The 24120-nt window shown below is 73.2% G+C and carries 1 protein-coding gene; it reads left to right on the forward strand.

The features are described from left to right. The first annotated feature begins 53 nt into the window (after positions 1–53). Positions 54–24080, forward strand: a complete 24027-nt coding sequence (locus ACWCWD_RS01860) for a non-ribosomal peptide synthase/polyketide synthase (protein ID WP_450769426.1) — start codon at positions 54–56, stop codon at positions 24078–24080. Positions 24081–24120 lie beyond the last annotated feature (40 nt).

Consider the following 24120-nt stretch of genomic DNA (forward strand, 5'->3'; position numbering starts at 1 on the left):
CGCCGGTGGCACGCCCTGCGCGCATGCCCACTCAATACTTCTGGAGGTACCCCATGTCCCGTCGTGACGGCGACGTCCTTTCCCTGACCGCGGCCCAGCGGGAGATCTGGCTCGCCGAGCAGAGCTCCCGTACACCGATCCCGGGCTACCGCGTCGGCGAGTGCCTGGAGATCCACGGTCCGGTCGACCCCGAGCTGTTCGAGACCGCGCTGCGCCTGGTCGTGGACGAGGTCGACGCCCTGCACGTGACCTTCGTCGACGACGGCGAAGGCCCGCGCCAGATCCTCCGCGAGACCTGGGACTGGGCGCCCGAACACCTCGACTTCGAGTCGGAGCCCGATCCCCGGGCGGCGGCCATGCGGTGGATGGAGCGGGACCTGGCCCGCCCTTTAAACCTCGCCCGTGACCCGCTGTTCGGCCACGCGCTGATCCGGCTGTCACCGACGGAGTTCCTCTGGTACCTCAACTACCACCACCTGGTGCTGGACGCGATCAGCAGCTCCATGGTCCGTCAGCGGGTCGGCGAGGTGTACTCGGCCCTGGCCGAGGGCGGCGACGTGCCGCCCTGCCCGTTCGGTTCCCTCCGGGACCTGGTCGACAGCGACGCCGACTACCGCTCGTCGGCCGACTTCGTGGCCGACCGCGCCTACTGGACCGGGCGCTTCGCCGATCTGCCCGCCCCGACGCGGCTCACCGACGCCTCCACGACCGACCCGCACCGGGCCCTGCGCCTGGCCGGGGAGCGGGAACTGCGGAGTCCCGGGGCATTGCGTGCCGCGGCCGGCCGGGCCGGTGTCCGGTGGTCCCGTGTGGTCATCGCCGCGACGGCCCTCTACGCCCACCGGCTGAGCGGCACCCAGGACGTGGTGCTCGCCCTTCCCGTCACCGCCCGTCGGGGCTCCGGGCGGAGCCTGCTGTCCGCGCCCGGCACCATGTCCAACGTGGTGCCCCTGCGGCTGACCGTGCGCCCCGACATGCGCTGGGGCGAGCTCGTCGCCCAGGTGGCCCGGGAAGTCGAGTCGGCCGTCGCGCACGAGCGTTACCGCAGCGAGGACCTGTTGCGCGACCTCGGCGCACCCGGCGGCATCGGTACGGCGTTCCCGCTGATCGTCAACATCATGGCCTTCAACGCGAGGCCGAGCTTCGCCGGGCACCCCGCCTCGGTGCACCACTTCGTGTCGGGGTCGACCACCGACCTGGCCGTCTGGGTGTTCGACTACCGGGACGGCACCCCACCGCTCCTCAGGCTGCACGGCGCGCCGGAGGCGTACGCCGACGGCGACCTGGCCGCGCACCAGGAACGGCTGCTCGCCCTCCTCGACGCCGTCGCGGAGTACGACCCGGACCGGACGGTGGGCGGGATCGACCTGCTCACCGCGGCGGACCGTCGTGAGCTGGCGGTTCTCGGTACGGGCCCGGTGGCGGAACCGTTCACCGAGAGTCTGCTGGAGTTGTTCCGGGCCCGGGTGTCCGCGGCCCCGGACGAGTGCGCGGTGGTGGCCGGGGACGTGTCGTTGTCGTTCGCTGAGTTGGATGTGCGGGCGAATCGTCTGGCGCATGCGTTGATCGCTCGGGGTGTGGGGCCTGAGCGGTTGGTGGCGGTGGCGTTGCCGAGGTCGGCCGAGTTGGTGGTGGCGATTCTGGCGGTGCTGAAGTCGGGTGGGGCGTATGTTCCGGTGGATCCGGAGTATCCGGCGGCGCGGATCGCGTATCTGCTGGATGATGCCCGTCCGGTTCTGTTGGTGACGGATGTGGGTACCGAGGGCCGGTTGCCGGAGGGTCCGGTCGGTCGGCTGGTGGTGGACGGGCCGGGGACCGCTGAGTTGTTGGCGGGTTGCCCGGTGGCGGACCCGGGGGTGTCGGTGGGGCCGGATCATCCGGCGTACGTCATCTACACCTCGGGTTCCACGGGCACGCCCAAGGGCGTGGTCGCGACCCACGGCGGACTGCGCAACCTGCTCAGCGACCACCGGCTGGTGCAGTTCGCACCGCTGCTGAAGGACCGGCAGCGGCTGAGGGTGGCGCTGACCACCTCGGTCTCCTTCGACGCCTCCTGGAACCAGCTGATGGCCCCCTTCGCGGGCCACGAGCTGCACGTCCTGGACCACGCGACCTGGACCGACCCGGAGGCCTTCGTCGAGTACGCGGCCTCCCACGGACTGGACTACGTCGAGGCCACCCCCTCCTACCTCCACGACCTCGTCTCCGCCGGTCTGCTGGACGGCCCACGTCACCGCCCCGCGCTGGTCGCGGCCGGCGGTGAGGCCGTACCCGAGCAGCTGTGGGAGCGGCTGCGCGCCGCCGACGGGACCTCCTGCCTCAACCTCTACGGACCCTCCGAGTGCACCGTCAACTCGGTGGCCGCGCCCGTGGCGTCGAGCCCGCGCCCGGTCATCGGCCGGCCCGTCACCAATGCCCGGCTGTACGTGCTCGACGCCGCGTTGCGGCCCGTGCCGGCCGGTACGGCCGGTGAGCTGTACATCGCGGGTGCGGGAGTGGCGCGCGGCTACCTGAGCCGGCCGGGCCTGACCTCGGGGCGGTTCGTGGCGGACCCGTCCGGTGCTTGTGGCTCGCGGATGTACCGCACGGGCGACCTGGTGCGCTGGAACCCGGACGGGAACCTGGAGTTCCTCGGCCGCACCGACGACCAGGTCAAGATCCGGGGGCACCGGATCGAACTCGGCGAGATCGAGGCGGTCCTCGCCGACGACCCGCGGGTCGCGCGTGCCGTCGTCACGGTGCGCACCGACGAGGAACCCCGGCTGGTCGCGTACGTCGTCCCCGCCGAGGGGCAGGCCGTCACGGCGGACGGAGTGCGGGACCGGCTGCGGGAGCGGCTGCCCGCGTACATGGTGCCGTCCGCCCTCGTGGTGCTGGACGCGCTGCCGCTGACCCCGAACGGCAAGCTCGACCGACGCGCCCTCCCGGCCCCCGAGCTGCGTCCCGCCGCACCCGGACGGGCTCCGCGCACCGCGGTCGAGCACCTGCTCCAGAGGCTGTTCGCCGAGGTGCTGGGGGTCGCCGAAGCGGGACTGGACGAGAGCTTCTTCGACCTCGGCGGGCACTCCCTGCTCGCCACCCGGCTGGTCGCCCGAGCCCGGTCGGTGCTGGGCGTGGAGCTGAGGCTGCACGACCTGTTCGACGCACCGACGGTGACGGAACTGGCCGCCGCGGTGGACGCCGCCGGCCGGGCGCGCCCGGCCCTCGGGCGGCGCGAGCGGCCCGGGACGGTCCCGCTCTCCTCGGCGCAGCGCCGCCTCTGGTTCCTGCACCGGATGGAGGGCCCGAGCGCCACCTACAACATCCCGCTGACGCTGAGGCTGTCGGGAAGTCTGGACCCGCGCGCCCTGGAGGCCGCCCTCGCGGACGTGACCGAGCGGCACGAGAGCCTGCGCACCGTCTTCCCGGTGGCCGACGGCGTGCCGTGGCAGCGGGTGCTCGACGCCGACGCCGCACGGCCGCGGCTGCGGATGACCGAGGTCGGCGAGCACGAGCTGCCCGACAGGCTGGCGCAGGCGGCACGGCGCGGCTTCGAACTCTCCGAAGAATCGCCACTGCGCGCCGAACTGTTCCGCCTCGGTGCCGAGGAGCACGTACTGCTGCTGGTGATGCACCACATCGCCGGTGACGGCTGGTCGACCGGGCCGCTCTCGCGGGACCTGACGACCGCCTACGCGGCCCGCAGCGGGGGAGGGGAGCCGCAGTGGTCGCCGCTCCCCGTCCAGTACGCCGACTACGCCCTCTGGCAGCAGGAGCTGCTGGGCGACGGCGCCGACCGGGACAGTCTGCTCAGCGGTCAACTCGCCTACTGGCGGGAGCGTCTGGCGGGCCTGCCCGAGCAGGTCGAGCTTCCCTTCGACCGGCCCCGGCCCATGGCGATGACCTACCGGGGCGCCCAGCTGCCGGTGCGGATCGACGCCGAGCTGCACCGGCAGCTGCGCGGACTCGCCCGCGACGGCGGCGCGAGCCTCTTCATGGTGCTCCAGGCCGGTCTGGCCGCCCTGCTGGGCAAGCTCGGCGCCGGCAGTGACGTCCCCATCGGCACCCCGATCGCGGGGCGCACCGACGAAGCCCTGGACGAGCTGGTCGGCTTCTTCGTCAACACCCTGGTGCTCCGCACCGACCTGTCCGGGGACCCCTCGTTCACCGAACTGCTGGGCCGGGTGCGCTCCGGGGCGCTGGAAGCCTACGCGCACCAGGAGATGCCGTTCGAGCACCTGGTGGAGGCGTTGAACCCGAACCGGACGCTCGCCCACCACCCGCTGTTCCAGACCATGTTCACCCTCCAGAACGCGCCGTTCGGCACCTTCGACCTGCCCGGGCTGCGGGTGACGACCGACCTGGTCCCCACCGGGACGGCCAAGTGTGACCTGAACTTCGTCCTGGCCGAACAGCCGGACGGGGACGGGCTGTCGGGCGTGGTGGAGTACAGCACCGATCTGTTCGACGCGGCCACCGTCGCCGGGATCGTCGAGCGGTGGCAGCGGCTGCTCCGTGCCGTCGCCGCCGCCCCGGACCGGCGGATCGGACAGGTGGACGTGCTCTCCGCCGACGAGCTCCGGGCCCTGCTGCCGGCCGGCGCCGACCGGGCCGGGGCGCTGCCGGAGAGCGGCCTGCCCGCGCTGTTCGAGCGGCAGGTACGGGCGAACCCCGCCGCGACCGCCCTCAGCGACGGCGCGACCACCCTGACGTACGCCCAGTTGAACTCCCGCGCCAACCGGCTGGCGCACGCCCTGATCGGCCGCGGAGTGGGGCCGGAGCAGCTGGTGGCGCTGGCTCTGCCGCGCTCGGCCGAGCTGGTCGTGGCGGTCCTCGCGGTACTCAAGGCCGGCGCCGCCTACGTCCCGGTGGACCCGGAGTACCCCTCCGCCCGCATCGCCTACCTGCTCCAGGACACCCGGCCCGCGCTGCTCGTGACGACGAGCCTGACCGGGGAGCGGCTGGAGGCCGAGGGCGTGGACCGGCTGCTGCTGGACACCGTCGGCCTGGACGCCCTGCCGGACACGGACCCGGGGCTCGCCCTCGACCCCGGCCACGCCGCCTACGTCATCCACACCTCCGGTTCCACCGGCAACCCCAAGGGCGTGGTGGTCCCGCACCGCAACGTGGTGCGCCTGTTCGACACCACCCGGGAGCTGTTCGACTTCACCGCCGAGGACGTGTGGACCCTCTTCCACTCCTACTCCTTCGACTTCTCGGTGTGGGAACTGTGGGGCCCGCTGCTGCACGGCGGCCGCCTGGTGGTCGTGGACCACGAGACCAGCCGGTCGCCCGGCCGGTTCCTGGAACTGCTCGCCCGCGAGCGGGTGACGGTGCTCAACCAGACCCCGTCCGCCTTCTACCAGCTGACGCAGGCGGACGCGGAGGCGCCGGAGACCGGCCGCCGACTCGCCCTGCGCACGGTGGTGTTCGGCGGTGAGGCGCTGGAGCACGGCCGGCTGTCGAGCTGGTACGAGAGGCACCCGGACGACGCGCCGCGGCTGGTCAACATGTACGGCATCACCGAGACCACGGTGCACGTCACGTACGCGGCGCTCGACCGCTCCCCCGCCGCCGGCGGGATCGGCACGGCCCTCCCCGACCTGCGGGCGTACGTCCTCGACGACGGCCTGCGGCCGGTGGCCCCGGGCGTGCCCGGTGAGCTGTACGTCGCGGGCCCGGGCCTGGCGCGCGGCTACCTGAACCGGCCGGGCCTGACCTCGGGCCGGTTCGTGGCGGACCCGTTCGGACCGCCGGGATCGCGCATGTACCGCAGCGGCGACGTGGTGCGCCGTGCGGTGGACGGCGGCCTGCGCTACGTCGGCCGGGCGGACCAGCAGGTGAAGGTGCGCGGGTTCCGGATCGAACTCGGCGAGATCGAGGCGGCGGTGGCCGCGTGCCCCGGTGTCGCCCAGGTCGCGGTCCTGGCCCGCCAGGACCGGGCCGACGACATCCGGCTGGCCGCGTACGTGGTACCCGTCCGGGGCGCCGCGCCCGAAGCCTCCGAGCTGCGCGGACACCTGCGCGAGCGGCTGCCGGAGTACATGGTGCCGTCGGCGTTCGTCATGCTGGACACGCTGCCGCTGACCGCCAACGGCAAGCTGGACCACCGGGCCCTGCCCGCCCCGGACACCGCCCCGGCGGCCACCTCCCGCGCCCCGCGCACCCCGCAGGAGCAGATCCTCTGCGAGCTGTTCGCGGAGGTACTGGGGGTGGAGTCCGCCGGTGTGGAGGACGGATTCTTCGACCTGGGCGGGCACTCCCTGCTGGCCACCCGCCTGGCCGCCCGCATCCGCGCGACGCTCGGCGTGGAGATGCCGCTGCGCACCCTGTTCGAGGCGCCGACCCCGGCAGGCCTCGCCGCCGCCCTGGTGGCCGCCGGACCGGCGCAGACCGCCCTGGTGCGGCGCGAGCGACCCGCGGTGGTCCCGCTGTCGTTCGCGCAGCGGCGGCTGTGGTTCCTGCACCAGTTGGAGGGAGCAGCCGCGAACTACCACATCTCCCTGGCCTGGCGGCTGACCGGGCACCTGGACCGGCAGGCACTGGAAGCCGCCGTGGCGGACGTGGTGGCCCGGCACGAAAGCCTGCGTACGGTCTTCCCCGCGGTGGACGGTGCGCCGCACCAGAAGGTGCTGGACGCGGCGGCGGCCCGTCCGCGGCTGCTGGTGAGCCGGACCGCGGAGGCCGGACTGCCCGCCCTGATGGCAGAGGCGAAGGACCGTCCGTTCGATCTGGCGGCCGACGTGCCGCTGCGGGTCTCGCTGTTCGAACTCGCCCCGGACGAGCACGTGTTCCAGGTGGTGCTCCACCACATCGCCGGCGACGGCTGGTCGCTGGGGCCCCTCACACAGGGACTCACCGCCGCCTACGCGGCGCGCCGGCGCGGCGAGGAGCCGCGGTGGGCGCCCCTGCCGGTGCAGTACGCGGACTACACCCTGTGGCAGCACGAGCTGCTCGGCGACGCCGCGGACCGGGACAGTCTGTTCGCGGGACACGCGGACTACTGGGCCCGGCAGCTGGCTGGTCTGCCGGAGTGCGTCCAGCTGCCCACCGACCGCCCCCGCCCGGCGATCGCCACCCACCGGGGCTCTTCCGTGAGCGCCGGGCTGGACGCCGAGCTGCACCGCGGTCTCCGCGAACTCGCCCGCGCGCACGGGACCAGTCTGTTCATGGTCCTCCAGGCGGCGCTCGCGGCGCTGCTGAGCAAGCTCGGCGCGGGTGACGACATTCCGGTCGGCAGCCCTGTCGCCGGACGGACCGACCAGGCGCAGGACGAGCTGGTCGGCTACTTCGTCAACACCCTGGTGTTCCGTACCGACACGTCGGGCGATCCGACCTTCGCCGAACTGCTGGACCGGGTCCGGGACACGGCACTGGCCGGGTACGCGCACCAGGACCTGCCGTTCGAGTACCTGGTCGAGGTCCTCAACCCGTCCCGGTCGCTGGCGCACCACCCGCTGTTCCAGGTCATGCTGGTGCTGCAGAACGCGCCCCGGGCCGACTTCGCCCCGGCCGGACTGCGCGTCGACGACATGCCGTCGGCGTCGACCACGGCCAAGCTCGACCTGATCTTCACCCTGTCCGAGCGGCTCGCGGAGGACGGCTCCCCGGACGGAATCGACGGGTCGGTCGAGTACACCACCGACCTGTACGACCCGGCTGCCGTCGAGACGATGATCGGACGGCTGGAGCGGCTGCTCCGGGCGGCGGTCGCCGATCCGCGACGCAGGCTGAGCGGGATCGATCTGCTCACGGCGGACGAGCACCGCGAGCTGGTGGCCCTGGGGACCGGACCGACCGCCGGCGTACCCGGTGAGGATCTGCTGGAGTTGTTCCGGGCCCGGGTGTCCGCGGCCTCGGACGAGTGCGCGGTGGTGGCCGGGGACGTGTCGTTGTCGTTCGCTGAGTTGGATGTGCGGGCGAATCGTCTGGCGCATGCGTTGATCGCTCGGGGTGTGGGGCCTGAGCGGATGGTGGCGGTGGCGTTGCCGAGGTCGGCCGAGTTGGTGGTGGCGATTCTGGCGGTGCTGAAGTCGGGTGGGGCGTATGTTCCGGTGGATCCGGAGTATCCGGCGGCGCGGATCGCGTATCTGCTGGATGATGCCCGTCCGGTTCTGTTGGTGACGGATGTGGGTACCGAGGGCCGGTTGCCGGAGGTTCCGGTCGGTCGGCTGGTGGTGGACGGGCCGGGGACCGCTGAGTTGTTGGCGGGTTGCCCGGTGGCGGACCCGATGGTGTCGGTGGGGCCGGAGCATCCGGCGTACGTCATCTACACCTCGGGTTCCACGGGCACGCCCAAGGGCGTCGTCGCGACCCACGGCGGCCTCCGCAACCTGTTCGCCAACCAGTTGCCCCTGGTCTTCCGCGCGAAGAAGCGGATGCGGATCGGGCTGACCACGTCCGTGTCCTTCGACGCCTCCCTCGATCAGCTGATCGCCCTCTTCGCGGGCCACGAACTGCACGTCCTGGACGAGGCGACCAGGTCCGATCCGCGGGCCTACCTCGACTACGCCGCCCGGGCCGGACTGGACACCGTCGGCGGCACCCCGTCCTATCTGCAACTCCTCGTCGAGAACGGCCTGCTGGACAACCCCCGGTGGCGCCCCACGCTGATCGGCCTGGGCGGCGAGACCGTACCCGAGCAGCTGTGGGAGCGGCTGCGGGGGGCCGACGGAGTGACCTCCCTGAACTACTACGGGCCGTCCGAGTGCACGGTGGACTCGGTCGTCGCACCACTGGGATCCAGCCCGCACCAGGTGATCGGCCGGCCTCTCGACGGTGTCCGGCTGTACGTGCTCGACGCCGCGTTGCGGCCGGTCCCGGCCGGGGTGGCGGGTGAGCTGTACATCGCGGGTGCGGGGCTGGCACGCGGTTACCTGAACCGGCCGGGCCTGACCTCGGGGCGGTTCGTGGCGGACCCGTCCGGTCCCGGTGGCTCGCGGATGTACCGCACGGGCGACCTGGTGCGCTGGAACCCGGACGGGAACCTGGAATTCCTCGGCCGCACCGACGACCAGGTCAAGATCCGCGGGTACCGGATCGAACTCGGGGAGATCGAGGCGGTTCTCGCCGGCCACCCCCAGGTCGCCCGCGCCGCCGTGATCGTCCGCCAGGACCGGGCACAGGACTCCCGGCTGGTCGCCTATCCGGTGCCCGTCACCGGCGCGGAGCTCCGGCCGGAGGACCTGCGGGCGTACCTGCGCGAGCGGCTGCCGGACTACATGGTGCCGACCGCGTTCGTCTCCCTCGACGCCCTGCCGCTGAACACCAGCGGCAAGGTGGACCGGCGTGCCCTGCCCGAGCCCGCGACCACCGCGACGCCGGCCGGACGGGCGCCGCACACCCCGCAGGAGCAGGTGCTGGCCGGGCTGTTCGCCGAGGTGCTGGGCCTGCCCGGGGTCGGTGCCGACGACGACTTCTTCGACCTCGGCGGGCACTCCCTGCTCGCCACCCGGCTGGTGGCCCGGGTCCGAACCACGCTGGGCGTGGAGCTGCCCCTGCGCACCCTCTTCCGTACCCCGACCGTGGCAGGACTGGCCGCCGGGCTGGGCGGCGCGGACCGGGCCCGGCTCGCCCTGGAGCAGGGTGAGCGGCCCGAGCGGGTACCGCTGTCCTCCGCTCAGCGGAGGCTCTGGTTCCTGCGCCAGCTGGAGGGCGCGGACTCGGTCTACAACATGCCGCTCGCCTGGCGGCTTTCGGGAACGCTGGACCTGGCGGCCCTGGAAGCGGCGCTGGGTGACCTCGCCGACCGCCACGAGACCCTGCGCACGGTCTTCCCGAGCGTGGACGGCGTGCCCCACCAGCAGGTGTTCGCCGCGGGGGAGGCCCGCCCGAAGGTATCGGTCACCCGGGCCGACGATTCGGACCTGCCCGGACTGCTGGCCGGGGCGGTGGCGCGCGGATTCGACATCGCGGCCGAACCGCCCCTGCGTGCCCAGGTGTTCGAGATCTCGGCCGACGAGCACGTGCTGCTCCTGGTGATGCACCACATCGCCGGCGACGGCTGGTCGCTGGGCCCGCTCGCCGCCGACCTCGCCACCGCGTACGCGGCACGCCGCCGCGGCGAGGCGCCCTCGTGGGCGCCGCTGCCCGTGCAGTACGCCGACTACACCCTCTGGCAGCAGCGGCTGCTCGGCGAACCGGCCGACCAAGACAGCCTGTTGGCGCGTCAGACGGACTACTGGACCCGGACGCTCGCGGACCTGCCCGAGCAGATCCGGCTCCCCGCCGACCGCCACCGCCCCGCCACGCCCTCCTACTCCGGCGGCCACCTGGCGATCGAACTGGACGCCGAACTCCACGACGGGCTGATCCGGCTGGGTCGGCGGCACGGCGCCAGCGTGTACATGGTGCTGCAGGCCGCCCTGGCCTCGCTGCTGGAGAAGCTCGGCGCGGGCACGGACATCCCGGTCGGCAGCCTCATCGCCGGCCGGACCGACCAGGCGCTGGACGACCTCGTCGGGTTCTTCGTCAACACGCTGGTCCTCCGTACGGACATCAGCGGCGACCCGTCCTTCGCCGAGCTGCTGGAACGGGTCCGTGAGGGCGCGCTCGGCGCCTACGCGCACCAGGACCTGCCGTTCGACCACGTCGTCGAGGCTCTCAACCCGGCCCGTTCGCTCGCCCGCCAGCCGTTGTTCCAGGTGCTGCTCGCGCTGCAGAACGTGCCCCGTACCGAGTTCGCGCTGAGCGGTCTGGACACGGAGATCGTTCTGGTACGGACGCCGACGGCCATGTTCGACCTCGGCTTCCACCTGCTGGAACGCGGCGGTACGGGCGCCGCCGAGGGCATCGTCGGCCGCGTCGAGTACAGCACCGACCTCTTCGACCCCGCCACGGTCGAGGCACTGGTCGCCCGGTGGCTGCGGCTGCTCGCGGCGGTGGTCGCCGAGCCGGAGCGTCCGCTGAGCCGGATCGACGTCCTCACCGCCGAGGAGCGCCGTGAGCTGCTGGTCGGCCGCAACGACACCGCCTGCCGGCTGCCCGACACCACCCTGCCCGCGCTCTTCGAGGCACGGGTCCGGGAGACCCCGGACGCCCCGGCGGTGCTGTTCGAGGACGTCGTGCTGACCTACCGCGAGCTGAACCGCCGGGCGAACCGCCTGGCCCACGCGCTGATCGGGCGCGGTGTGGGCCCGGAGCAGGTGGTCGCCCTGCGGCTGCCGCGTTCGGCCGAGCTGGTGATCGCCGTCCTCGCGGTGCTCAAGACGGGCGCGGCGTACCTGCCCGTCGACCCGGGCTACCCGGACGTCCGCATCGACTACATGCTGCGGGACGCCAGGCCTGCCGTGGTGCTCGACGACCTCGCGGCCGTCACACCCCCGGGCCCGCTGCCGGAGCACGATCCGGCCGTCCCGGTGGACGACCGGCACCCGGCCTACGTCATCTACACCTCCGGCTCCACCGGCCTGCCCAAGGCCGTGGTGATGCCCGCAGGCGGACTGCTCAACCTGCTGGCCTGGCACCACCGCGCCGTCGGCGGCGAACCCGGCACGCGTACCGCGCAGTTCACCGCGATCAGCTTCGACGTCTCGGTGCAGGAGATGCTCTCCGCGCTGCTGTACGGCAAGACCCTGGTGGTGCCGACCGAGGAGCAGCGCCGCAGCGCCGAACTGTTCGCCCACTGGCTGGACCGGCACCGGGTCGAGGAGCTGTTCGCGCCGAACCTGGTGATCGAGGCGTTGGCCGAGGCCGCCGAGGAGGCGGCGCTCGACCTGCCGCACCTGCGGCTGGTCGCGCAGGCCGGAGAGGCGATGCGGCTGGGGAGTGCCGTGCGCCGCTTCCAGGCCCGCAGGCCGGGCCGGGTGCTGCACAACCACTACGGGCCCGCCGAGACCCATGTGATCACCGCCTATCCGCTACCGGCCGACGCCGCCGACTGCCCGCAGCCGGTACCGATCGGCCGCCCGATCGCCAACTGCCGTGCGTACGTGCTCGATCAGGCCCTGCGGCCGGTCGCTCCCGGCGTGACGGGAGAGCTCTATCTCGCGGGCGCCGGACTGGCCCGCGGCTATCTGAACCGTCCCGGCCCGAGCGCCGGACGCTTCGTCGCGGACCCGTACGGTCCGGCGGGCACGCGGATGTACCGCACCGGCGACCTGGTGCGCTGGCGCGCCGACGGCGAGCTGGAATTCGCCGGCCGGGTCGACCACCAGGTCAAGGTGCGCGGGTTCCGGATCGAGCCGGGCGAGATCGAGGCCCAGCTCACCGAACACCCGGGCGTCGCCCAGGTCGCGGTGCTGGCCCGGGAGGACCGGCTCGTCGCCTGGGTCGTCGCCCCGGACGGGGCCGGGACGACCGCGGGGGCGCTCGCGGCGCACCTGCGCGACCGGTTGCCCGAGTACATGGTGCCGTCCGCGTTCGTGCTGCTCGACGCGTTGCCGCTGACACCGAACGGCAAGCTGGACCGGGCGGCCCTGCCCGCCCCGGAGCCCGCCACGCCCGCGGGCGGCCGTGCTCCGCGCACGCCCCAGGAGCAGATCCTGTGCGAGCTGTTCGCCGAGGTGCTGGGCCTCGCCCGGGTAGGGGTCGACGAGGACTTCTTCGCGCTGGGCGGGCACTCCCTGCTCGCCACCCGGCTGGTCTCGCGGGTCCGGGCGACCCTCGGGGTCGAGGTCGAGCTGCGAGCCCTGTTCCGGAGCCCGACCCCCGCCGGGATGGCCGCCGGGCTGCACGACGCCAAGACCGCGCGGCGGGCCCTGGTGCCCAGGCCCCGCCGTGAACCGATGCCGCTCTCCTTCGCACAGCGGCGGCTCTGGTTCCTCCAGCAGTTCGGGGCGCCCAGCGCCACCTACCACATGCCGCTGGCCCTGCGGCTGACCGGCGACCTCGACCGGGCCGCGCTGAACGCCGCGCTGGTGGACGTGATGACCCGGCACGAGACCCTGCGCACGGTCTTCCCGCACACGGGCGGAATCCCGCACCAGCGGGTCCTCGACACCGCCGAGGTCGCTCTCCCGCTGACCGTGCGCCCCACCGGGGAGAAGGAAGTACGGTCCCTGCTCCGGGAGTCGGCGGTGCGCGGCTTCGACCTGACCTCGGAAGTGCCGCTGCGGGCCGAGCTGTTCGCCGTCGCGCCGGACGAGCACGTACTGCTGCTGGTCATGCACCACATCGTCGGGGACGGCTGGTCCATGGGCCCGCTCGCCCGCGACCTGGCCGCCGCCTACACCACCAGGCAGGCCGGCGAGGCGCCGGCCTGGCCGCCATTGCCGGTGACGTACGGCGACTACACCCTGTGGCAGCACGAGATCCTGGGCGACGAGCACGACGCCGACAGTCTGTTCACCCGTCAGGTCGCGTACTGGAAGCGGTCGCTGGCCGGGCTGCCCGAGCAGCTCCGACTCCCCGCCGACCGGCCGCGCCCGGCCGTCATGTCGTACGGAGGAGACCTGACGGAGCTCAGGATCGACGCCGAACTGCACGGCCGGCTCCTTGAGTTGGCGCGACGATCGGGGGCGACCCTGTTCATGGTGCTGCAGGCGGCGTTGGCGGCGTTGTACACGCGCTTGGGTGCGGGTACGGACATCGCGATCGGCTCTCCGATCGCGGGGCGTACGGACGAGGCGCTGGACGATCTGGTGGGGTTCTTCGTCAATACGCTGGTGTTGCGGACGGACACGAGTGGTGATCCGAGCTTCGTCGAGCTGCTGGGGCGGGTGCGGGAGACGGCGTTGTCGGGTTACGCCCACCAGGACGTGCCGTTCGAGCATCTGGTGGGGGCGCTGAACCCGTCCCGTTCCCTCTCCCACCACCCGCTCTTCCAGACCGGGCTGGTCGTGCAGAACGCGCCGGGCGGAGACTTCGAACTGCCGGGCCTCCAGGTCACCGGGATGGCCGTGCTCACCGGCACGGCGCGGCTCGACCTGACCTTCGGGTTCGCGGAGGAATACGGCCCCGACGGCGCGCCGGCCGGACTCGGTGGTGCCGTCGAGTACAGCACCGACCTGTTCGACCGCCCGACGGTCGAGCTCCTGACTACCAGGCTGACCAGGCTGCTGGCCGCGGTCGCCGCCGCGCCCGACCGGCCGATCGGCGGGATCGACCTGCTCTCCGCCGGCGAACGCGGCGAACTGCTGCCCGCCGCCCAGGACCCGGCCCCCGGAGCGAGCCTGCCCGCGCTCTTCGCGGCGCAGGTGGCCCTGACGCCGGACGCGGTCGCGCTGGTTCGTGGTGCGGATGAGCTGACGTACCGTCAGCTCGATGTGCGGGCGAACCGATTCGCGCATGCGTTGATCGCTCGGGGGGTTGGTCCCGAGCAGGTGGTGGCGGTGGCTCTGCCGAGGTCGGTGGAGTCGGTGGTGGCGGTGCTGGGTGTGCTGAAGGCGGGGGCGGCGTATCTGCCGGTGGACCCCGGGTATCCGGAGTCGCGGATCTCGTTCATGCTGGCGGACTCCCGTCCGGTGGTGGTTGTCGACGACCCGGCCATGGTGGACGAGGGGGACTGGCCGGACTCCGACCCGGAGGTCGCGCTCGACGTGCGGCACCCGGCCTACGTGATCTACACCTCCGGCTCGACCGGCCGCCCCAAGGGCGTCGCGGTGAGCCACGCCGGTGTCCCGGGCCTGGTGGCCGCGCAGGCGGACCGGCTCGGCGTGAAGCCCGGCAGCAGGGTGCTCCAGTTCGCCTCGCCGAGCTTCGACGCCTCCTTCTGGGACCTCTGCTGCGCCCTGCTCAGCGGCGCCGCCCTCGTCCTGGCCCCGGCCGAGGCTCCACTGGAAGCCCTGACGGACCGCCGGCTCGCCGTCACCCACGTGACGCTGCCGCCCTCGGCGCTGGCCACGCTGGACACCGCCGCGCTCACGGCCACCACCCTCGTGGTGGCGGGCGAGGCGTGCCCGCCGGAACTGGTGGCACGCTGGGCCCCCGGACGCCGGATGATCAACGCGTACGGTCCGACCGAGACCACCGTGTGCGCGACCATGAGCGACCCGCTCTCCCCGGCCGCGGACGGCGTGCCGCCGATCGGGCGACCGGTCGCGGGCTTCCGGGTGTACGTGCTGGACGAGCGGCTGCGCCTCGTACCGCCGGGCGTGGAAGGGGAGCTGTACGTCGCCGGGCCCGGTCTGGCACGCGGCTACCTGAACCGGCCCGGCCTGACGGCGGGGCGGTTCACCGCCTGCCCGTTCGGACCGCCCGGCGCGCGGATGTACCGCACCGGCGACCTGGCGCGGCGCCGGGCCGACGGCGCGCTGGAGTACGTCGGCCGCGCCGATCAGCAGGTGAAGGTACGCGGATTCCGCGTCGAGCCCGGCGAGGTCGAGGCCGCGCTGGCCGAACACCCCGCCGTCGCCCAGGCCGCCGTCGTGGCCCGGGACGACCGGCTCGTCGGCTACGTGGCGACCCGTCCCCACCTGGCCGTCCGTCCCGCGGAACTGGCGGCGCACCTGCGCGAGCGCCTGCCGGACTACTTGGTGCCGTCCGTCTTCGTGGTGAGGGACGTGCTGCCGTCGACGCCGAACGGGAAGCTGGACCGGGCGGCGCTGCCCGCGCCCGCATCCGCTCCCGAGGGCGGCGGGCGGATGCCGCGCACCCCGCAGGAGCAGATCCTCGCCGGTCTGTTCGCCGAGGTGCTGGATGTGCCGAAGGTCTCCGTCGACGACGACTTCTTCGCCCTGGGCGGGCACTCCCTGCTCGCCACCCGGCTGGTCGCCAGGGTGCGCTCGGTGCTCGGCGTGGAGCTCGGGCTGCGCGCCCTCTTCCAGGCGCCCACCGTGGCCGGTCTGGCCGAGGCGCTGACCGGGGCCGGCCGGGCGCGACCCGCCCTGACCGCGTACGAGCGGCCCGGGACCGTGCCGCTCTCCTTCGCCCAGCGCCGGCTCTGGTTCCTGCACCGCATGGACGCCGCCGCCGCGACCTACCACATCCCGCTGGCCCTGCGGCTGACCGGAACACTCGACCGTGCCGCGCTGGACCAGGCGCTCGACGACGTGGTGGCCCGGCACGAGAGCCTGCGGACGGTGTTCCCCGAAGTCGGCGGCGTACCGTGCCAGCACGTACTGGACACCGCCGCGGTCCGCCTCCCGGCCCGGCCCGTCGAGGTCACCCGGGCCGAACTGCCCGAGCGCCTCGCCGAGTCCGCCCGGCAGCCCTTCGACCTGGCGACCGAGCCGCCGCTGCGGGCGGAGCTGTTCGCCGTCGCGCCGGACGAGCACGTGCTGCTGCTGGTCATGCACCACATCGCCGCCGACGGCTGGTCCACCGGACCACTCGCCCGCGACCTCGCCGAGGCGTACGCGGCCCGCTGCGAAGGGCGCACGGCGAGCCGCCGCGCCCTGCCGGTGAGTTACGTCGACTACACGCTGTGGCAGCGCGAACTGCTCGGCGACGCCGCCGACCCGGAGAGCCGCTTCGCCGAGCAACTCGCCTACTGGAAGCGCCAGCTGTCCGGCCTGCCGGAGCTGCTCCAGCTGCCCACCGACCGGCCGCGCCCCGCCGTCGCCGGCCGGCACGGCGACCACGTCGGCCTGGAGCTCGACGCCGAACTTCACACCTCTCTGGTGAAGTTGGCGCAGAAGACCGGGACGAGCCTGTTCATGGTGTTGCAGGCCGCGTTGGCGGCGTTGTACACGCGGTTGGGTGCGGGTACGGATATCGCGATCGGGAGTCCGATCGCGGGGCGTACGGATGAGGCGCTGGACGATCTGGTGGGGTTCTTCGTCAATACGCTGGTGTTGCGGACCGATACGAGTGGTGATCCGAGCTTCGTCGAGCTGCTGGGGCGGGTGCGGGAGACGGCGTTGTCGGGTTATGCGCACCAGGACGTGCCGTTCGAGCATCTGGTGGAGGCGCTGAACCCGTCCCGTTCCCTCTCCCACCACCCGCTCTTCCAGACCATTCTGGCCGTGCAGAACGCCCCCATGGGCCGGTTCGACCTGCCCGGCCTGGACGTCGACACCTACGCGGTCGCGACCAGGACCGCCAAGTTCGACCTCGGTGTGAGCATGGTCGAGCGGTTCGGCCCGGACGGGAGTCCGGCCGGAATCGTCGGCGCGGTCGAGTACGCCACCGACCTGTTCGACCACTCGACGGTCGTCTCACTGGTCCGGCGCTGGACGCTCCTGCTGGAGGCCGTCACCGCCGATCCGGAGCAGGCCGTCGGAGGCATCGACCTCCTCGACACCGGCGAGCTCCACCGGCTGGTGGAACAGGACAACGAGACCGCCCGGGACGTGGACACCGTCCCGCTGCCGCGGGCTCTCGCGGCTCAGGTGGCCCTGACGCCGGACGCGGTCGCGCTGGTCGGTGGTGCGGATGAGTTGACGTACCGTCAGCTCGATGTGCGGGCGAACCGGTTCGCGCATGCGTTGATCGCTCGGGGGGTCGGTCCCGAGCAGGTGGTGGCGGTGGCTCTGCCGAGGTCGGTGGAGTCGGTGGTGGCGGTGCTGGGTGTGTTGAAGGCCGGGGCGGCGTATCTGCCGGTGGACCCCGGGTATCCGGAGTCGCGGATCTCGTTCATGCTGGCGGACTCCCGTCCGGCGGTGGTCGTCGACGACCCGGCCATGGTGGACGAGGGGGACTGGCCGGACTCCGACCCGGAGGTCGCGCTCGACGTGCGGCACCCGGCCTACGTGATCTACACCTCCGGCTCGACCGGCCGCCCCAAGGGCGTCGTGGTCGGCCACGGCGGTGTGGCGAGCCTGGTCGCCGGACAGATCGAGCGCTTCGCGATCGAACCCGGCCGCCGAGTACTCCAGTTCGCCTCGCCCAGCTTCGACGCGTCGGTTTCGGAGATCTTCACCGCCCTGCTGTGCGGCGCGGCCCTGGTGCTGCCCCCCGCGGCCGAGCCACTCGCCGCACTGACCGATCCGGGCCTCGGCATCACCCACGTGACGGTGCCCCCCTCGGTCCTCGCCGCCGTCCCGGACGGTGAGGTCACCGCATCGACGCTGGTGGTGGCGGGCGAGGCGTGCCCGCCGGAACTGGTGGCACGCTGGGCCCCCGGACGCCGGATGATCAACGCGTACGGCCCGACCGAGACGACCGTGTGCGCGACCATGAGCGACCCGCTCTCCCCGGCCGCGGACGGCGTGCCGCCGATCGGCCGGCCGATCCCCAACGCCCGGGTGTACGTGCTGGACGACCGGCTGATGCCGGTGCCGACCGGTGTCATCGGGGAGCTGTACGTCGCCGGCGCGGGCCTCGCGCGGGGATACCTGAACCGCCCCGGCCTGACGGCCGGACGGTTCGTCGCCTGCCCGTTCGTACCGGGCGAGCGCATGTACCGCACCGGCGACCTGGTGCGTCGTCGCGGCGACGGCCAGTTGGAGTACGCCGGCCGCGCCGACGACCAGGTGAAGGTCCGCGGCTTCCGCGTCGAGCCCGGCGAGGTCGAGGCCGCGCTGGCCGAACACCCCGCCGTCGCCCGGGCCGTGGTCCTCGCGCAGGACGACCGGCTCGTCGGCTACGTCGTCCCGCGCCAGGACGAGGCCCGCGACAGCGGGCTGGAAGCGGACCACGTGGGCGAGTGGCAGGACATCTACGACGCCCTGCCCATCGCCCCCGACGAAGCGGCGTTCGGCCACAACTTCGTCGGCTGGAACAGCAGTTACGACGCCAGCCCGATTCCGGTCGAGCAGATGCGGGAGTGGCGGGACGCCACCGTGGCCCGCATTCTGGCCCTGCGCCCGCGCCGGGTGCTGGAAGTCGGCGTCGGTACCGGCCTGCTGCTCTCGCAGGTCGCACCCCACTGCGAGAGCTACTGGGCGACCGACTTCTCCGCCACCGCGATCGACGCCCTGACCGCCCAGGTCGCGGGGGAGGGCCGGCTCACCGGCCGCGTGGTGCTGCAGACCCGTCCGGCGCACGACACCGACGGGCTGCCGGCCGGGGAGTTCGACACCATCGTGATCAACTCGGTGGTGCAGTACTTCCCGTCCGCCGACTACCTCGCCGACGTGATCGGAAAGCTGATGGGGCTGCTCGCCCCCGGCGGCGCGCTCTTCATCGGCGACGTACGCAACCTGAGGCTGCTGCGCCCGATGGCCACCGCCGTCCAGCTGCACCGGACCGACGACGGCACCGACCCCGCGGCCGTGCGCCGCGCGGTGGAGCAGGCCGTCAGAGTGGAGAAGGAACTCCTGGTCGACCCGGACTTCTTCGCCGAACTGCGGAACCACGGCACGGACATCGGCGCGGTGGCCGTGGAGGTCAAGCGGGGCCACCACCACAACGAACTGTCCCGCTACCGCTACGACGTGACGCTGCACAAGTCCCCGGTCGCCCCGAACGCCCATGGCCGGTCCGCCGAACTCGCATGGGGACGGCAGATCACCGGGCCGGCCGAGCTGCGCGAACTGCTCGCCCAGCAGCCCGCCGAGGTGCTGCGGATCACCGGGGTGCCGAACCGCCGCGTGGTGCGGGAGGCCGCCCTGGCCAGGGCGGTGCAGGACGGGGACGTGCCGCTCGCACAGCTGCTGGAGCGGCTGCGCGCCCCCGAAGACACCTCCGAGGAGAGCGGTCTCCCCGACCCGGAGGAGTTCCACTCCCTCGGGCGGGAGTTCGGCCGCACGGTGGCCGTCACCTGGTCGGCGACCCGCACCGACGCCGTCGACGTCGTCTTCGCCGACCCGCGGACCCTCGAAGGCTCCCCGGTCGAGCCGTACCGGCCCGCCGGGACCACCGGCAGGGCGCTGTCGTCGCTGACCAACCGTCCGACCGGCAGCCGGGGGACCGGCGCCCTCCTCGGCGAACTCCGCGACTGGCTGCGCGGACGGCTGCCCGACTACCTGGTCCCGTCGGCGTTCGTGGCGCTGGACGCGCTGCCGCTGACGGCCAGCGGCAAGCTCGACCGCCGCGCACTGCCCGCCCCCGACCTCGGCGCCGCCGTGACCGGGCGGGCCCCGCGCACCCCGCAGGAACAGCTCCTCGCCGAACTGTTCGCCGAGGTGCTCGGGCTGGCACAGGTCGGGGTCGAGGACAGCTTCTTCGACCTCGGCGGACACTCGCTGCTGGCGACCCGCCTGGCCTCCAGGGTCCGGGCGACCCTCGGCGCGGAGCTGGAGGTCCGTACCCTGTTCGAAACCCCGACCGTGGCCGCACTGGCGGCCCGCCTGGACGGTTCCGGCGCGGCGCGGCCCGCACTGACCGCCCGCCCCCGCCCCGAGCGGGTCGAGCTGTCCTTCGCCCAGCGCCGCCTCTGGTTCCTGCACCGGATGGACGGGCCGAGCGCCACCTACAACATGCCGCTCGCGCTCAGCCTCACCGGCGACCTCGACCGCTCGGCCCTGCACACCGCGCTCGCGGACGTCATCGGCCGGCACGAGAGCCTGCGGACCGTCTTCCGCGAGACCGACGGCGTCCCCTACCAGGTCGTCCTGGACACCGAGCAGGCGCACCCGGCGCTTCCGGTGGTCGAGCTCGACGAGGCGGGGCTGGCCGGGCGGCTGGCGGACACGGCCGGGCGCGGGTTCGACCTGGCCGCGCAGCCGCCGGTCCGGGCCGAGCTGTACGCGCTCGCCCCCGACCGGCACGTACTCCTCGTCGTGGTGCACCACATCGCCGCCGACGGCTGGTCGATGGGGCCTCTCTCCGGCGACCTCGCGAGGGCCTACGCGGCGCGCTGCCGGGGCGAGGAACCCCAGTGGTCCCCGCTGCCGGTGCAGTACGCCGACTACACCCGCTGGCAGCGCGACCTGCTCGGCGACGCCGACGACCCGGAGAGCCTGTTCGCCCGGCAGCTCACCTACTGGAAGGGCGAGCTGGCGGGAATCCCGCAGCAGGTGCAGCTGCCCTCCGACCGGCCCCGGCCGCCGGTGGCCTCCCAGCGGGGCGACCGGGTCGTGGTCCGGCTGGACCCCGAACTGCACCAGGCCCTGCGCGACCTGGCCACCGCGCGCGGCGCCAGCATGTTCATGGTGCTCCAGGCGGGTCTCGCGGCCCTGCTCACCCGGCTCGGCGCCGGCACGGACATCCCCATCGGCAGCCCGATCGCCAGCCGTACCGACCAGGCACTGGACGATCTCGTCGGCTTCTTCGTCAACACCCTGGTCCTGCGCACCGACACCGGGGGCGACCCCGGATTCGCCGACCTCCTCGGCCGGGTGCGACAGAAGGCGCTCACCGCGTACGACCACCAGGACGTGCCGTTCGAGTACCTCGTCGAGGTGGCCAACCCGGTGCGGTCGCTCGCCCACCACCCGCTGTTCCAGATCATGCTGGCCCTGCAGAACGCTCCGGTCGGCGCCTTCGCCCTGCCGGGGCTGGAGACCGGCCACGTGGCGGCCCCGACCGGGACCTCGCGGGTCGACCTGACGTTCAGCCTGGCCGAACAGTTCCGCCCGGACGGCGGCGCCGACGGTCTGGCCGGCGCCGTGGAGTACGCCACCGACCTCTTCGACGCGTCCACCGTGGAGTCGCTGTTCGAACGCTGGGTCCGCCTGCTGCGCGCGGCCGTCACCGACCCGGACCTCCCGATCAGCCGGATCGACCTCATGTCCGGCGAGGAACGCCACCGGCTGCTGTACGAGGTGAACGACACGGCCGCGGAGCTGCCGTCGGCCCCGTTGCCGGCGCTCTTCGCCCGCCAGGTGCGGGCCACCCCGGACGCGGTCGCGGTCGTGGCGGGAGGCACCGAGCTGACCTACGCGGAACTCGACCTGCGGGCCGACCACTTGGCGAGGGCGCTGATCCGCCAGGGCGTGCGGCCCGAGACGCCGGTCGCGGTCCTGATGGACCGCTCGGCGGAGCTGGTCGTGGCGATCCTGGCGATCATCAAGGCGGGCGGCGCCTACGTACCGCTCGACTCGCGCTTCCCCTCCTCCCGGATCGATCTGATCCTCCGGGAGAGCGGAGCCGCCCTCGTGCTCACCGACGAGGTGCTCACCGCCCTGGTCCAGTCCGAGGACGCCGGCACCGGCGGGGTCGAAGTGGCCTGCCGCGAGGACCAGTTGGCGTACATCATGTACACCTCCGGTTCGACCGGACGCCCGAAGGGCGTGGCCGTCACCCACCGGGACGTGGCGGGTCTCGCGCTGACCCCCGAGTGGCGGGGCGGCGGCCACGAGCGGGTGCTGATGCACTCCCCGACCGCCTTCGACCTGTCGACGTACGAACTGTGGGTCCCGCTGCTCAACGGCGGCCGGGTCGTGGTCGCACCGCCCGAGCGGCTCGACCTCGACCTGCTGCAGCACACGATCGCCACCCACGGGGTGACCGGGCTGTGGCTGACCGCCGGACTGTTCCGGCTGGTCGCCGAGGAGCGCCCCGGCCTGCTCGCCGGGGTGCGCGAGGTGTGGACCGGCGGCGACGTGGTCTCCCCGGCCGCCGCCGCCCGCGTCCGGGCGGCCTGCCCCGCCATCCAGGTGGTCAACGGTTACGGGCCCACCGAGGCCACCACCCTGGCCACCTGCCACCCGGTGCGCGAGCTCTCCGAGAACGCCGCGACCGTGCCGATCGGCGCGCCGATGGCGAACATGCGCGCCTACGTGCTCGACGACCGGCTGCGACCGGTACCGACGGGCATGGTCGGTGAGCTGTACCTCGCGGGAACGGGCGTGGCCCGCGGCTACTTCGGCCGGCCCGGCCTCACGTCGGAGCGCTTCACCGCCGACCCGTACGGCCCGGCCGGGAGCCGTATGTACCGCACCGGCGACCTCGCCTGGTGGCTTCCCGAGGGCACGCTGGAATTCGCCGGACGCGTCGACCACCAGGTCAAGCTGCGCGGTCTGCGGATCGAGCCCGGAGAGATCGAGGCCGTCCTCGCGGGCTGCCCCGGCGTCGCCCAGGCGGCCGTGGTCGCCCGTGAGGACAGGCCGGGGGACAAGCGGCTGGTCGCCTATCTGGTGCCCGCGCCGGAGGGCGCGCCCGAGCAGGCCGAGCTGTCCGGCCGGGTGCGCCGCGAACTCCCCGACTACATGGTGCCGGCGGCGTTCGTCACCGTGGAGGCGCTGCCGCTGACCGCCAACGGCAAGCTCGACCGGGCCGCGCTGCCCGCCCCCGACTACGGGGCGTCGGACGGCGGCCGCGGCCCGCGGACGCCGCAGGAACAGCTGCTGTGCGGGCTCTTCGCCGAGGTCCTCGGCCGGGAGCAGGTCGGCATCGACGACGGCTTCTTCGACCTGGGCGGCCACTCGCTGCTGGCCGCACGGCTGGCCTCCCGGGCCCGCGAGACGCTCGGCCTGGAGCTGGGCCTGCGCCTGCTGTTCGAGGCGCCGACCGTGGCCGGGCTGACCGAACGCCTGGCCATGAACAATCCGGCAGACGCGCTGGACGTGCTGCTGCCGCTGCGTTCGACCGGGACGGAGACACCGCTGTTCTGCGTCCACCCCGGCGGCGGCATCAGCTGGTCGTACAGCGGACTGCTCAACCACCTCGGCCCGCAGCACCCGGTCTACGCGCTCCAGGCGCGCGGCCTCGGTCGGCCCGAGCCGCTGCCCACGTCCTACGAGGAGATGGCGTCCGACTACGCCGACCACGTCCAGAAGATCCAGCCGGAGGGGCCGTACCTGCTGCTCGGCTGGTCGGCGGGCGGTCTGATCGCCCACGCACTCGCCTGCGAACTGCAGGCGCGCGGTGAGCGGACCGCGCTGCTGGCCGTTCTCGACGCGTACCCGGTGAAGGACGTGCGCTTCGAGGAGGAGCCGGTGCCCACCGTGCGCGACGTGCTCGTCGGCGTGCTCGACGTCGACCCGGACGAGCTGGGCGACCGGGAGATCACCTACACCGAGGTCGCCGAGGTGCTGAACAGGCGGGGCAGCGCGCTCGCCGGGCTGAACGAGCGGCAGGTCGAGGTGATCGTCCAGATCATGATCAACAACGCGAAGCTGGCGGTCGACTTCGTCCCCGGCAGGTACGACGGGGACCTGCTGCTCTTCAACTCCACCATCGGCCGGGGCGACGACGACGCCGGCCCGGAGGTCTGGCGCCCGTACATCGGGGGCCGGATCGAATCGCACGAGGTCACCACCCGGCACGACCAGATGACCCAGGCGGGGTCCCTGGCCCAGATCGGACCGGTCCTGGCCGCCAGGATCGCCGAGGCCACCCGGGACACCGCCCTCGCCGGGGATTCCGGAGATACGCCGGATTCCGGAGACGCCGGAGATACCGGAACCGCCGGAGACACCGGAACCGCCACGGGTGCCGGAACCACCGGAACCTGAACCACCGGAACCTGAACCACCGGATACGCCGGTGGCACCA

The sequence above is a fragment of the Streptomyces sp. NPDC001493 genome (genome assembly GCF_053597235.1).